Source organism: Serratia sp. NGAS9 (assembly GCF_009905295.1).
Taxonomy (GTDB): domain Bacteria; phylum Pseudomonadota; class Gammaproteobacteria; order Enterobacterales; family Enterobacteriaceae; genus Serratia; species Serratia bockelmannii.
In genome coordinates this window covers 3,990,341-4,002,348 of record NZ_CP047605.1, presented here as the reverse complement: position 1 = coordinate 4,002,348, position 12,008 = coordinate 3,990,341, and the positions used below count along the sequence as shown (strand labels likewise).

15 protein-coding genes and 1 other RNA gene are annotated in these 12,008 nt (G+C 60.6%); 9 read left to right on the top strand and 7 right to left on the bottom strand.

From position 1 onward, the window contains the following. Window positions 1-3 precede the first annotated feature (3 nt). Window positions 4-519, top strand: a complete 516-nt coding sequence (locus GUC32_RS19085; protein ID WP_350428419.1) for a DUF1543 domain-containing protein — start codon at window positions 4-6, stop codon at window positions 517-519. On the opposite strand, the gene GUC32_RS19080 is transcribed toward GUC32_RS19085, so the two are convergent. Beyond that, window positions 514-1,440, bottom strand: coding sequence for a LysR substrate-binding domain-containing protein (locus GUC32_RS19080; protein ID WP_369435382.1), 927 nt, complete (start codon window positions 1,438-1,440; stop codon window positions 514-516). The two genes, GUC32_RS19085 and GUC32_RS19080, sit on opposite strands and share 6 nt — an antisense overlap. A gap of 85 nt (window positions 1,441-1,525) precedes the next feature. On the opposite strand from GUC32_RS19080, the gene GUC32_RS19075 reads away from it, so the two are divergent. Then, a complete protein-coding gene (locus GUC32_RS19075) occupies window positions 1,526-2,023 on the top strand; it encodes a GNAT family N-acetyltransferase (RefSeq protein ID WP_342095020.1) in 498 nt (165 codons plus the stop codon). Between the two features lie 62 nt (window positions 2,024-2,085). Here the strand turns inward: GUC32_RS19075 and GUC32_RS19070 are convergent, their stop codons facing one another. Next, complete coding sequence (locus GUC32_RS19070; protein ID WP_369435381.1) at window positions 2,086-2,820, bottom strand: class I SAM-dependent methyltransferase; 735 nt, start codon at window positions 2,818-2,820, stop codon at window positions 2,086-2,088. 98 nt (window positions 2,821-2,918) lie between these two features. On the opposite strand from GUC32_RS19070, the gene GUC32_RS19065 reads away from it, so the two are divergent. The 4 genes from GUC32_RS19065 (at window position 2,919) to GUC32_RS19050 (ending at window position 6,084) form a co-directional block, all read left to right on the top strand. After that, window positions 2,919-3,371, top strand: a complete 453-nt coding sequence (locus GUC32_RS19065; RefSeq protein ID WP_080440182.1) for a GNAT family N-acetyltransferase — start codon at window positions 2,919-2,921, stop codon at window positions 3,369-3,371. A 112-nt stretch (window positions 3,372-3,483) separates the two neighbouring features. Further along, window positions 3,484-3,900, top strand: a complete 417-nt coding sequence (locus tag GUC32_RS19060) for a DUF2946 domain-containing protein (RefSeq protein ID WP_225735642.1) — start codon at window positions 3,484-3,486, stop codon at window positions 3,898-3,900. 71 nt (window positions 3,901-3,971) lie between these two features. Continuing rightward, window positions 3,972-5,633 (top strand): DUF2534 family protein, encoded by a 1,662-nt coding sequence (locus GUC32_RS19055; protein WP_369435380.1) that lies wholly within the window; start codon window positions 3,972-3,974, stop codon window positions 5,631-5,633. A 103-nt stretch (window positions 5,634-5,736) separates the two neighbouring features. Beyond that, window positions 5,737-6,084, top strand: a complete 348-nt coding sequence (locus GUC32_RS19050) for a DUF6404 family protein (protein WP_043138333.1) — start codon at window positions 5,737-5,739, stop codon at window positions 6,082-6,084. A 97-nt stretch (window positions 6,085-6,181) separates the two neighbouring features. Here the strand turns inward: GUC32_RS19050 and ssrA are convergent. Together ssrA and smpB are read right to left on the bottom strand one after the other, a co-directional pair. Next, window positions 6,182-6,545: a transfer-messenger RNA gene (gene ssrA, locus GUC32_RS19045) on the bottom strand. A gap of 49 nt (window positions 6,546-6,594) precedes the next feature. Next, window positions 6,595-7,077: an SsrA-binding protein SmpB gene (gene smpB / locus GUC32_RS19040; protein WP_016929804.1), complete on the bottom strand. Its 483-nt coding sequence runs from the start codon at window positions 7,075-7,077 to the stop codon at window positions 6,595-6,597. A gap of 161 nt (window positions 7,078-7,238) precedes the next feature. Between smpB and GUC32_RS19035 the strand changes: the two genes are divergently transcribed. Both GUC32_RS19035 and GUC32_RS19030 read left to right on the top strand, forming a co-directional pair. Then, complete coding sequence (locus GUC32_RS19035) at window positions 7,239-7,673, top strand: type II toxin-antitoxin system RatA family toxin (RefSeq protein WP_033648948.1); 435 nt, start codon at window positions 7,239-7,241, stop codon at window positions 7,671-7,673. Further along, entirely contained in the window at window positions 7,666-7,950 is a 285-nt protein-coding gene (locus GUC32_RS19030; RefSeq protein WP_004929098.1) for an RnfH family protein, read from the top strand. Before GUC32_RS19035 ends, GUC32_RS19030 begins: the two co-directional genes overlap by 8 nt. Before the next feature lie 117 nt (window positions 7,951-8,067). Here the strand turns inward: GUC32_RS19030 and bamE are convergent, their stop codons facing one another. The 3 genes from bamE to nadK all read right to left on the bottom strand — a co-directional run bounded on the left by bamE (window position 8,068) and on the right by nadK (window position 11,273). Next, window positions 8,068-8,406, bottom strand: a complete 339-nt coding sequence (gene bamE, locus GUC32_RS19025; RefSeq protein ID WP_004929101.1) for an outer membrane protein assembly factor BamE — start codon at window positions 8,404-8,406, stop codon at window positions 8,068-8,070. A 240-nt stretch (window positions 8,407-8,646) separates the two neighbouring features. Further along, window positions 8,647-10,308 carry a DNA repair protein RecN gene (gene recN, locus GUC32_RS19020; protein ID WP_313258891.1) on the bottom strand — a complete coding sequence of 554 codons (1,662 nt, stop codon included), beginning with the start codon at window positions 10,306-10,308 and terminating at the stop codon, window positions 8,647-8,649. 86 nt (window positions 10,309-10,394) lie between these two features. Continuing rightward, complete coding sequence (nadK, locus tag GUC32_RS19015) at window positions 10,395-11,273, bottom strand: NAD(+) kinase (RefSeq protein ID WP_049209576.1); 879 nt, start codon at window positions 11,271-11,273, stop codon at window positions 10,395-10,397. A gap of 125 nt (window positions 11,274-11,398) precedes the next feature. Here nadK and grpE point away from each other — a divergent pair, with 125 nt between their 5' ends. Further along, complete coding sequence (gene grpE / locus GUC32_RS19010; RefSeq protein WP_025303955.1) at window positions 11,399-11,983, top strand: nucleotide exchange factor GrpE; 585 nt, start codon at window positions 11,399-11,401, stop codon at window positions 11,981-11,983. Window positions 11,984-12,008 lie beyond the last annotated feature (25 nt).

Below are 12,008 nucleotides of genomic sequence, written 5' to 3'. Positions count from 1 at the left end.
AACATGCCGGGATTATTGATGTTTTATGTGGGCGGTACGGCGCCGGGCGCCAATATTGAGTTGCACGACGTGCAGTTCGCGGCGGCGGATCGGCCGGAAGAGGCGTATCCGCTGCTGCGTGAAAAGTGGTTCGGCGATAAGCGCAAGGTGCATGTCGACGGCTATGCGCGCATCGACTGGGCGGACGGTTACGACGTGAGTCTGGAGCCTGCGCCGTTCGCCGGTGAAGAGAAGCTGTTTTTCGTCAACGTGGGCGGGTACCGCAGCGATGAGCTGGCGGAGTTGCACCAGTTCGGCCTGTTTGTGGCGCGCTCCGCCGACGAGGCGAAGGAGAAAGCCAAACGGGTGCTGCTAACGGACAGTGCGCAGCAGCACAAGGATGACCTGGCCGACGTGGACGACTGCCTGCTGCTGCAGTCGCTGCAGGGCTACCACGTTCATTTGCGCGCCAACCCGCACGGCAAACCGGCCCGGCCGCTGTGGCAGGGGTATCTGCCAATCGGCGAACCCGCGTTATAACGCCGCCAGCGCCTGCAGCTGTTGCCGCAACCAGCGGCAGGCCTCCGGCCGGCCGTTCTTGCGGTGCAGGTAGATTTTGATCTGATACGGCGGCACCGGAAACGGCAGGGGATGGATATCCAGCGCCGCCGCCTGCCGCAATTTTTGCGCGGCGTAACGCGGCATGCTCATCACCAGTTTGCTGTCGGCGACGATGAACGGCGCGCCCAGCAGCGAAGGCGTGCGGATGGCGATATCGCGCTGCAGCCCCAGTTTGTCGAGCTGGTAGTCAATGACGCCACGCTGTTCGTTCCACGGTGTCACCACCAGATGACGCGCCTGCAGGTAGTTTTCCAGCGTCAGCTCGCCGTATTTCGCGCTGAACGTGGGCGAACAGATCGCCACATACTCATCCTCCAGCCAGCTCACCTCGTCGATCTCCGGGTAGCTTTCGCCATCGGTTTCGGTAAAGCCCAGCGCGAAGTCGATGCGCCCCGCCAGCAGATCGTTCAGCGCCACCTTGCGCTCGGAATAGCGCAGCTGAAACGATAACCCCGGCGCCAGGCGCTGCATCTGCGCCATCAGTGCGGGAAACACCGCGAAAGCGGTGTAATCGGTAATGGCGAAGGTGAAGCTCTCCCGGCTTTCGGCGGGGACGAAGCGCGGGCGCGGATGCAGCCCTTTGGCCAGCAGCGCCAGACTTTCGCTGACGGTCGGGGCCAGGCTGTCGGCATACACCGTCGGGTGCATGTCGTTGCCGACCCGGTAGAACAGCTCGTCTGCCAGCGCCTTGCGCAGCCGGATCAGCGCGTGGCTCAACGCCGACGCACTGAGGGCCAGCTCTGCTGCGGCGCGCGTCACCGATCGCAGCCGATACACTGCTTCGAACACCAGCAGCAGGTTGAGATCGAGGCGTTTCAAATCCAGATGCATGATATTCATTACCTGTTGATGAAAATGCAGTTCATACAGTATTTGAGGCGCGATATGCTGGCAAGCACAGTCATTAACACACTCAGGATTTGCCATGACCATCGAGATTTACCCGGCGCAAAAAAGCGACGCCAAACTGATTCTGGATATGATTATCGAGCTGGCAGTGTACGAAAAGGCGCGCGAGCAGGTGCTGGCCAGCGTGGAAGATATCGAACGCAGCCTGTTTGGGCCGGGCGCCTGTTCCGAAGCGTTGATTTGTACGGTAAACGGCGAGCCGGCGGGTTATGCGGTGTTCTTTATGAGTTACTCCACCTGGCTGGGTAAAAACGGCATCTATCTGGAAGACCTGTACGTGGCGCCGAAGTATCGCGGCGCGGGCGCAGGTAAAAAGCTGCTGCGGCACATCGCCCAGCTGGCGTGCGAACGGCAGTGCGGTCGCCTGGAGTGGAGCGTGCTGGACTGGAACCAACCGGCCATCGATTTCTACCTCAGCATCGGCGCGCAGCCGCAGGGCGAGTGGGTGCGCTATCGTATGGAAGGCGAGGCGCTGACGCACTTCGCGGCGCACGGGGTGGCGTTGCCGGCATAATAGCCGTTGGGGGGAGGCGGCCTCCCCAACTGTGGTGGTGTGAACGGTTTACTGCGGATCAATCAGGCGGGTTTGCGGGCGGCGAGAATGAAGATCATCGGGCGCTCCTGCTCTTCGTCCAGCGCCGGATTAGCGGCGATTTGCTGCGCGCTGGGGCCCCATTCGTTCAAATGCTGGATGATAAACCCTTGCTGCGCCAGCGGGTTGATATAGCCGCCAAGCGTGCGGTGCTGCTTGATGACGCCTTCCGCCAGCCAGTTGGAAACGCGCTGGCCTTCTCGCTGGTAACCGTTGAGCGGCCAGGATTTCTGCCCGTTGCCGTCGGTCAGCCAGCCCTGCTGCGCCGGGGCGGTGTAGATCGGGTGCTCGGCGGTGAAGATGAACTGCCCGCCGGGTTTCAGCGCGGCGTAAACCGTGGCGAACAGCGCGGGCAAATCCTCGAGGTAGTGCAGCGTCAGCGAGCTGTAGACCAGATCGTAACTTTCCGGCGGCAGCTGCAGCTGCGCCAAATCCTGCCGACGGTACTCGATACCCGCGTCGGCGGTCATCTCCCGCGCCTTGGCCAGCATTTTTTCCGAAACGTCCAGCCCCAGCACGCTGGCTGCGCCCTGTTCGCGCGCGCTGCGGCAAAACCAGCCGTAGCCGCAGCCGAGATCGACCACGCTTTTGCCCTGCAAATCCGGCAGGATGCGGCGGATGGCGGGCCATTCCGGCGCGCCGTCCAGGCCGTGCTGCGAGCGGCTGAGCTGCGCATAGCCGTCGAAGAAGGCCTGATTGTCATAGATGTTTTGCGTCATGATGACTCCTTAGTGAATGACGGCGGCGGAATGCCGCTGCCATACCGTGCATATTGCTGCATAATTCTACGCTGACAACATGAATAACGGGAATGACGATGGACATGATTTCGGTGCGGCAAGCGCCCGAGCTGGCGCCGCGCGCCATTGCGTATTTTCAGCGGCACTGGGCCACGGCAGAGACGCTGATGATGTATGAAGACGCCATCAACCGCAGCCTCGGCGCCGCCAACCCGCTGCCGCAGTGGTACCTGCTGATGGAAAATGACCAGATCCTCGGCTGTGCGGGGCTCATCACCAACGACTTTATCAGCCGTGGCGAGCTGTATCCCTGGCTGTGTGCGCTCTACGTAGAGGAAACGCAGCGCGGCCGGGGCTACGGCGCCAAACTGATTGAGCATGTGGCGGCGGAAACCCGCCGGTTGGGCTTCCCGCAGCTGCACCTGTGCACCGATCTGGAAGGGTACTACGAGCGCAACGGCTTCGTTTATAACGGGCTCGGGTATCACCCCTGGGGCGAAGCCTCGCGGGTCTATTCGCGGGTGCTGTGATCGCCGCCGTCGGGGGCGCGTAAGACAAACCTGACTTTTCTTTCACCTCATCGCGCATCGCGGGTTACACTGGCCGCTTGTTCGCCACCGACCGGGTTAATTCGCCGCCGCGATGAGAGTGCCACGTCAGCTACAGCAACGCTTTACCGCCTGCATCGCCATTATGGCGGTGCTGTTGCTGTTTGTGGCGCCGGTGGTGTCGAAATCGCTGATGCACCACCCGATGATGGGCGGCATGGCGCAACCGGACGCCGCCATGCCGCACGACATGCACGCGATGGCGATGCCCGCCGCCGAGCATGCCGGCCACCACGGCATGGATCCTGCGGAGATGATTTTCTGCGGCTATTGCGAGCTGCTGATCCACGTGCCGCTGCTGCTGTGGGCATTCGTCCCGCTGCTGTGGCTGATGGCGCGCATCGCGCGCCTGCCTTGCGCGCCGCGCATCGTTTCTCCGCCCCTTCGGCGCCTGACTCTGCGGCCGAGCCCGCGCGGGCCGCCCGGCCAACCGTTTTTCCCTATTGCTTGATCATGGGTAACGCCGTCCGTATCGCTGCGGACGGTTTGCCTGCGCGCACAGTTTGAAAAACGAGAAAGGCCATGTCTTCAATAACCAAAACTCCACCTGCCGCATCGCCGCGTGGCGCGATGCTGAACCTGATCAGACGGCTGCATTTTTATATCGGCCTGCTGGTCGCTCCTTTTATTCTGGTCGCTGCACTGACCGGCACGCTGTATGTGCTGACGCCGCAGCTTGAAGAGGCGCTGTATCGCGATGCGCTTTTCACCGAACCGCATGGGCAGGCGAGATCGCTGGCTGACCAGATCGCCGCCGCCCGCCGTGCGGCGGGTGACGAGGCGCGCATTTACGCCGTGCGTCCGGCTCCCGGCGCAATGGACACCACCCGCGTGCAGTTCGCGAGTGCCGATCTGGGCGCCTCCGAGTCGCGCGCGCTGTTTATCGATCCTTACACCCTGGCGATCAAGGGCGACATGACGGTGTACGGCACCTCTGGCGTGCTGCCGCTGCGCACCTGGCTGGACAAGCTGCACAGCAGCCTGCTGCTCGGCGACCTGGGGCGCAACTACAGCGAGCTGGCGGCCTCCTGGCTGTGGGTGGCCGCGCTGGGTGGCGTGGCGCTGTGGCTGGCGACGCGGCCGAAGCGCAAGCTGAAAAGGGCAAAAGGGGGCTTCGCCGCCAGCCGCCATTGGCATATCACGCTGGGCGTGGCGCTGCTGGCCGGGCTGTTGTTCTTCTCGGCTACCGGGCTGACCTGGTCGCAGTGGGCCGGCGGTAACATCGACGCGCTGCGGGCCAACCTGGGCTGGCTGACGCCGCAGGTCAACACCAGCCTGCAGGCCGATGCGCCGCAGACGCCGGCCGATCCGCACGCCGAGCACCGCGGGATGATGCCGGGCATGAAGATGGGCCCTGCCGCGCAGGCCAATGCGTTGAACGGTGATTGGGATCGGGCGCTGCACGCTGCGCGCGCCGCCGGGATCGACGCCGCCAAGGTCGAGCTGCGCCAGCCGAAAGGCGAGGGCAAAGCCTGGACGGTAACCGAAGTGGATCGCAGCTGGCCGACGCAGGTGGACGCGGTTGCCATCGCGCCGCAAAGCTTCGCCGTCATCGATCAGGTGCGGTTCGACACCTTCCCACTCATCGCCAAGCTGACCCGCTGGGGCATCGACGCCCACATGGGCATTCTGTTCGGCTTGCCGAATCAGCTGCTGCTGGCGGCGTTCGGCCTCGGGCTGTGCCTGATGATTGCGCTGGGTTACCGCATGTGGTGGAGTCGCCGCCCGGCGGCGGGTGCGCAGCATCCGGTGCATACGCTGGTTGCCGCCTGGCTGGCGCTTTCCCTGCCGGCACGCGTCGTCACGCTGCTGGTTGCAGCCGTACTGGGTTATTGCCTGCCGGTAATGGGCGTGAGCCTCGCGGCGTTGCTGCTGGCGGACGTGTGGCGCTGGCGCGTGCAGCGGCAAGGCCTTCAGGACGAAACGCCGGAAGCGGCCGCCCGCCGCGCCGAGGTGCGCAAGTTCCGCGCGGCGGTGGCGACAGTGGCGGTGGCGGTCGGCTGCGTGATGGGCCGGGCGATCCTCGGCGGCACCGTCGAACAGTTTCAGCTGCCGTTCGGTGACTGGAGCGCACAGATGGTGATCATGCAGAGCCTGATGGTGCTGCTGTATACGCTGGTGTTCACCCTGCTGCTTTCCATTCCGCTGTGGTATTTCTTCCTGGGGGAGAAAGAGGGGCGGTGAGGTAGCGTCCGGCATGCCTGCGGGCATGCCGGATATTTGGGAATGGGGCTTAAGCGCGTATCATCTCACCGGATAGGCAATTTCCACTGAAAGGAAGCGAACGATGACGTTTGAACAACGAAGGGACAAGGCGATAGCGCTGATGGAGGAAAAGAAGATGTGGCGGAGCAACTATGCGCCGCCAATCTTGCGCCTGCTGTGGCGAATGGATGTGAATATGCCACCGCCGCCGTTTGCGCCTTTCTGGCTGAATATGCTGTTCTTCGGCATTTGGTTTGGCCCGCTGTGGGGCGTGCTGATGTGGTTCATGGTATGGAAAAATCAGGGATATACCGGTGAAGAGGCCCTGACATTAAGCCTCGCCGCCGGCCTGTTGTTTGGCTTTTTTATGGCGCTTTTCCACTACAGGCGGAAAAAGGCGAACAGGCTGCCGGACTGGAACTCGCTTTGACACGTTGGTGACGAACAGACACAAAAAAGCCCGCAACCGAAGTTGTGGGCTTTTTCGCTATTATCGCCGGGTCTATCTGGTTCACTGGCGACGTATTTGGTGGAGCTGGGGGGATTTGAACCCCCGTCCGAAATTACTACACCGTCGGCACTACATGCTTAGTCCAATCTTTACATTCGCCGGCCAGCTGCGGATGGACACGCTACTGACAGACTAGCCTGATTGAGTTTAACGCTTCAGCCCCAGGCAGGACATCCACGCGATCTCTTTTGGGTTTGACCTCTCTTGATCCCCGTCCTAAGAGCGGAGGCTAGGGAGAGAGGGCTCTAAGCAGGGTATTAAGCTGCTAAAGCGTAGTTTTCGTCGTTTGCGACTATTTTTTTGCGGCTTTTTACGAGGCCAACCGCCCCTCGGCATGCTCCTAGGGCTTCGCAAATCCCGTCGAATCCAGAATCAGCCCCAAGTAACTTTGTGCAGTATACCAGAAGTTTACCTCGATAAGCCAGCGGCTTAACGATTGGCGTGCTTCATGATACGGGCTTTCGCCGTCTGCCATTCGCGATCTTTGATGTCATCGCGTTTGTCGTGCTCTTTCTTGCCTTTGGCTACGCCGATCTTGATCTTGCTCCAGGCATTTTTCCAATACAGGGACAAGGCCACCACGGTGTAACCGTCGCGGTTGACGCGGCCGAGCAGGGTGTCCAGCTCGCGTCGGTTCAGCAGCAGTTTACGGGTACGCGTCGGATCGCACACCACATGCGACGAAGCCACGTTAAGCGGGGTGATGGTGGCGCCAAACAGATAGGCTTCACCGTCACGGAACGTCACGTAGCTGTCGCTGAGGTTGGCTTTGCCTGCACGCAGCGATTTAACTTCCCACCCTTGCAGCGACAGGCCCGCCTCGAACTCTTCTTCAATGAAGTATTCGAAACGCGCGCGCTTGTTTTGAGCAATGGTGGCGGAACCGGGTTTGTGTGCTTTTTTCTTTGTCATAGTGCGTTCATTATACTGGATGCTCCAGCGAAAGAAATCCTTTCCCGTTCAGCACCTGCGCAATTTTTCGCATTTTTGGTTCCCTCATCCCGTAGCAGATTTTTTGTTTGCCGCCAGATAAATGGTATTATCTGTACGTTTTATGTCTTACAGGAAATGATATGCCCCAGATCAGTCGGTCTGCATTAGTGCCGTTCAGCGCCGAGCAGATGTATCAGTTGGTTAACGATGTTCATTCTTACCCCGATTTTCTGCCAGGCTGCACCGGCAGCCGGGTGCTTAATGCTACCTCCAACGAGATGACCGCCGCGGTGGACGTCGCCAAGGCCGGTATCAGCAAGACCTTCACCACCCGCAATACGCTACTGGATAACCAGAGCATCAATATGCAGCTGGTCGATGGCCCGTTCCGCAAGCTGATGGGCGGCTGGCAGTTCACGCCGCTGAGCGAAGAGGCCTGCAAGGTGGAGCTGCACCTGGACTTCGAGTTCACCAACAAACTGATTGAGTTGGCGTTCGGCAAGGTATTCAAAGAGCTGGCGGGCAACATGGTGCAGGCATTCACCCAGCGGGCGAAAGAGGTCTACAGTGTCTGACATCCAGGTCGAGGTGGTGTACGCCTTGCCGGAGCGGCAGTACCTGCGCAAGGTGAAGCTGGCCGAAGGCAGCAGCGTCGAGCAGGCGATTCAGGCTTCAGGCCTGCTGGAGCTGCGCCAGGATATCGATCTTAAAAGCAACAAAATCGGCATTTACAGCCGCCCGGCCAAGCTGGGCGATACGCTGAACGATGGCGACCGGGTGGAGATTTACCGGCCGCTGATCGCCGATCCGAAAGAGCTGCGCCGGCAACGGGCAGAAAAGGCAAAAAAATAAGGCGCTTATAGCGCCTTATTTTTTATCTGAAACTGATTTTCTCTTCCGCGTTGCAGCCTGCGACTGTCATGAGGAACACCATGCCCCCTCATGGGCCGGAAGAGCGGGCAGCGCCGATTACTTGGTCAGCGCCGGTTTGTTCTGGATGTCGGTCAACACGCCTGCGCTGTCGAAGGTCAGCGTCAGCGTCTGCTGGGTGATATCTTCATGGCCAGGCTGCTGGCGGAACACATAGAACCACGTCTGAGTTCCGAACGGGTCTTGCAGCATTGGGGTACCCAATGTGTAAGCGACCTGTTGTTGGGTCATCCCTTTCTGAATTTTCGCCACGTCGGTCGACGTCAGGTAGTTCCCCTGGTTGATGTCAGGACGATAAACCACCTTTTCAAAAGTAGAACAGCCTGCAGTCAGCATCACAAGAACTACAGCGGCGGCAGTCAGCGTTTTACAGCGCATAGTAATCACATTCCTTTAGGGCATAGGATGCCGATGATAATAGACCTTGCGGCAGTTGGAAACCTTTATACCCTTCATCTTTCACGTTGCGACGCGTTGGCTTTCTTTCAGCACCTCAAGCGCTTGGCCTGTTTCAGGCCGTTGAGGAGGCTTAAGATCACCGCCGCGCCGCACTTTAGATATATTTCGGGTCAACAGCGTCACTGTCAGACCGCAGGAAAGTGAAAAAGTTGAGCTTTTTTATGCCGCCAGCAGTTCTTTGGCGTTCGCCAACGTATTGCGGGTGACTTCGCTGCCGCCGAGCAGGCGCGCCAGCTCCTGCAGCCGGGCGCGTTTATCCAGCGGCGCCATCTGGGTTTCGGTGACCGTGCCGTCGGTCTGCTTGCTGACGAACAGGTGCTGATGCCCGCATCCGGCCACCTGCGGCAGGTGAGTGACGCACATCACCTGGGTGGATTCGCCGAGCTGGCGCAGCAGACGGCCGACGATGGCGGCGGTCGGGCCGCTGATGCCCACGTCCACCTCATCGAAGATCAGCGCCGGAGTTTCCATCTTGCGGGCGGTGATCACCTGAATGGCCAGCGCGATGCGCGACAGCTCACCGCCGGAGGCGACCTTCGCCAGCGGCTGCAGCGGCTGCCCCGGGTTGGTGGAGACGCAGAACTCGGTGCGGCTGGCCCCTTCGGCGCTAAGGTGCTGCGGTTCGAAGCGCACGTCGATGTTGAATTTGCCGTGCGGCATGGAGAGCGCTTGCATGCTGTCGGTGATGAGCGTGGTCAGCTCGGCGGCGTAGTGCAGGCGTTTCTGGTGCAGCTCTTCCGCCAGCGCCAGCGCCTGCTGGTGATGCAGGATGACCGCCTCGTTCAGGTGCTCATGGTCGCTTTCCTGCTGCGACAGCAACTGCTGTTCATCCAGCAACTGCTGATGCAGCTGCGGCAGCTCTTCCGGCGCGACCTGGTGTTTGCGCGCCAGGCTGATTTGACGCGACAGGCGCTGTTCCAGCTCGTGCAGGCGATTGGGATCGAGATCCATGCGATCGGCGTAATGGCGCAGTTCGTCGCTGGCTTCGCTGATCTGGATAGAGGCCTCTTCCAGCATGTCCAGCAGGCCGCCGAGCTTGTCGTCCAGCCCGGCCAGCTCAAGCAGCAGGTGTTTGGCGCTGTAGAGCTGGCTGAGCATGTTGTTCTCGTCGCTGTCGGCCAGCAGCTGCAGCGTCTGCTGGCTGAGGGTCAGCAGCTGGCCGCTGTTGGCCAGGCGTTTGTACTCGGCGTCGGTCTGCTCGAACTCGCCGGCCTGCGGCGCGAATTCGTTCAGCTCTTTCAATTGGTATTGCAGCAGCTGCTTGCGCGCTTCGCGCTCGATGGACTGCTGCTGATGGTGCGCCAGCTCGCGGCAGCTCTGATGCCAGCGTTGGTAGGCCTGGCTCATCGCCGCCAGCAGGGCGGGTTCGTCGGCGTAGGCGTCGAGCAGCGCTTTTTGGTGCTCCGGCTTGAGCAGCAGCTGATGGGCGTGTTGACCGTGGATTTGGATCAGGCGTTGCCCCAGTTCGCGCAGCTGCGACAGCGGCACGGCGGTGCCGTTGATAAAGCCGCGTGAACGGCCGTCGGCGTTGATCACGCGGCGCAGCAGGCATTCGTTGCTGTCGTCCAGCTGGTTCTGTTCCAGCCATTCGCGCGCGGACGGGGTGTCCGCCAGCGAGAAGCGGGCGCAGAGGTCGGCGCGGGCGGCTCCCAGGCGCACCACGTTGCCGTCGGCGCGGTTGCCGAGGCACAGCCCCAGCGCATCGATGGCGATGGATTTGCCGGCGCCGGTTTCACCGGTGATCGCCGTCATGCCCGGTTGAAAATCGATTTCCAACTCACGAACGATAGCAAAGTTGCTGATGGTTAATTGCGCCAGCATGGGAACCTTCCTGTGTATAAACACATAACTGTAGTTTCATACAGTATAAACTGGTTTTATATACAGTAAAGTGGCTGGCACAGATTTTAGAACAATTTTTTCGACCAGCCCAGCTTGGTGCTTAACGTGTTGAAATAGCTGTAGTCCTTCGGGTGAATCAGATTCAGGTGGAAATCACTGCGGCGGATCAGCACTTCTTCTCCTTCCTGGATCGGCAGTGCGATCTGGCTGTCGCAGCTGATCTCCAGATCGCTGCCGATCTGCGAGAATTTCAGGCGGATGGTGCTGTCGCCGTTGATCACCAGCGGCCGGGCGGAAAGGGTGTGCGGGAACATCGGCACCAGCGCGATCGCCTCCAGCGACGGGGTGAGGATCGGCCCGCCGGCGGAGAGCGAGTAGGCGGTGGAGCCGGTCGGCGTGGCGATGATCAGGCCGTCGGAGCGCTGCGAGAAGGCGAAGCGATCGTCGATATACACCTCGAATTCGATCATGTGCGCCACTTTGCCGGGGTGCAGCACCACTTCGTTGATGGCGGTGCTGATGCGGCACTGCTGGTGCTCTTTATGCACGATGGTTTCCAGCAGGAAACGCTGTTCGTCGATGTACTCGCCTTCCAGCACGTCCGCCAGCTGCTGCAGGGCGTTGTCGGGATCGAGATCGGTGAGGAAACCGAGGTTGCCGCGGTTGACCCCGATCACCTTGATGTCGTAGCGCGCCAGCACGCGCGCAGCGCCGAGCATGTTGCCGTCGCCGCCAACCACCACCGCCAGATCGGCCCGCTGGCCGATATCCGCCAGGCTGCCGGTCACGGCGTCTTTCAGCCCCAAATCATGGGCGATTTGGCGTTCGATCATCACCGAATAGCCGCGGGCGACTAGCCAGTGGAACAACATCTCGTGGGTTGCCAGCGCTGAAGGGTGACGCGGGTGGCCAACAATGCCAATACAGGCGAATTTTTTATTCATTTGTTGTGATTTTCCTCACCGGGACCCGTTTATGCCCCACATTGTGACCGGTTGACTTGAAACCCCGGTTTTGATCCCCATAATAAGCCAAGTTGCGAGATTAATGCTAAAACGCGGAGATATTCATGAGTAGTAAAGAACAGAAGACGCCAAACGAGCAAGTCTCGGAAGAAATGGAACAACACGCTCATCACGATGATACGCTGCCGGAAGCGGCGGAAGGCGTCGATCTGCGCGATGCGCGTATCGCCGAACTGGAAGCCCAACTGGCGGAAGCGCAGCAGCACGAGCGCGACAGCCTGCTGCGCGCCAAAGCGGAAGCGGAAAACATCCGCCGCCGCGCCGAACTGGACGTCGAGAAAGCGCACAAGTTCGCCCTGGAGAAATTCTCCGGCGATCTGCTGCCGGTGATCGACAACCTGGAGCGCGCGCTGGATCTGGCGGATAAAAACAATCCTGAACTGGCCGCGATGATCGAAGGCATCGAGCTGACGCTGAAATCGCTGCTGGACGTGGTGCGCAAGTATGGCATCGAAATCGTCGGCGACGTCAACGTGCCGTTCAACCCGGAAGTGCATCAGGCGATGAGCATGATGGAATCCGCCGATCACCAGCCGAACCACGTGATGATGGTGATGCAGAAAGGTTATACGCTGAACGGCCGCCTGCTGCGTCCGGCGATGGTCGCGGTCTCCAAAGCCAAGGCGTAATCGCCCCGGCAACGGCATAAAGAAA

Bases quoted from the DNA above. Each gene is read 5' to 3' on its own strand.
- GUC32_RS19075 (WP_342095020.1), top strand. From the start codon at position 1,526: ATGACCATCGAGATTTACCCGGCGCAAAAAAGCGACGCCAAACTGATT.
- smpB (WP_016929804.1), bottom strand. From the start codon at position 7,077: ATGACAAAGAAAAAAGCACACAAACCCGGTTCCGCCACCATTGCTCAA.
- GUC32_RS19080 (WP_369435382.1), bottom strand. From the start codon at position 1,440: ATGAATATCATGCATCTGGATTTGAAACGCCTCGATCTCAACCTGCTG.
- recN (WP_313258891.1), bottom strand. From the start codon at position 10,308: ATGCTGGCGCAATTAACCATCAGCAACTTTGCTATCGTTCGTGAGTTG.
- GUC32_RS19085 (WP_350428419.1), top strand. From the start codon at position 4: ATGCCGGGATTATTGATGTTTTATGTGGGCGGTACGGCGCCGGGCGCC.
- grpE (WP_025303955.1), top strand. From the start codon at position 11,399: ATGAGTAGTAAAGAACAGAAGACGCCAAACGAGCAAGTCTCGGAAGAA.
- GUC32_RS19055 (WP_369435380.1), top strand. From the start codon at position 3,972: ATGTCTTCAATAACCAAAACTCCACCTGCCGCATCGCCGCGTGGCGCG.
- bamE (WP_004929101.1), bottom strand. From the start codon at position 8,406: ATGCGCTGTAAAACGCTGACTGCCGCCGCTGTAGTTCTTGTGATGCTG.
- GUC32_RS19050 (WP_043138333.1), top strand. From the start codon at position 5,737: ATGACGTTTGAACAACGAAGGGACAAGGCGATAGCGCTGATGGAGGAA.
- GUC32_RS19070 (WP_369435381.1), bottom strand. From the start codon at position 2,820: ATGACGCAAAACATCTATGACAATCAGGCCTTCTTCGACGGCTATGCG.
- GUC32_RS19060 (WP_225735642.1), top strand. From the start codon at position 3,484: ATGAGAGTGCCACGTCAGCTACAGCAACGCTTTACCGCCTGCATCGCC.
- nadK (WP_049209576.1), bottom strand. From the start codon at position 11,273: ATGAATAAAAAATTCGCCTGTATTGGCATTGTTGGCCACCCGCGTCAC.
- GUC32_RS19035 (WP_033648948.1), top strand. From the start codon at position 7,239: ATGCCCCAGATCAGTCGGTCTGCATTAGTGCCGTTCAGCGCCGAGCAG.
- GUC32_RS19065 (WP_080440182.1), top strand. From the start codon at position 2,919: ATGGACATGATTTCGGTGCGGCAAGCGCCCGAGCTGGCGCCGCGCGCC.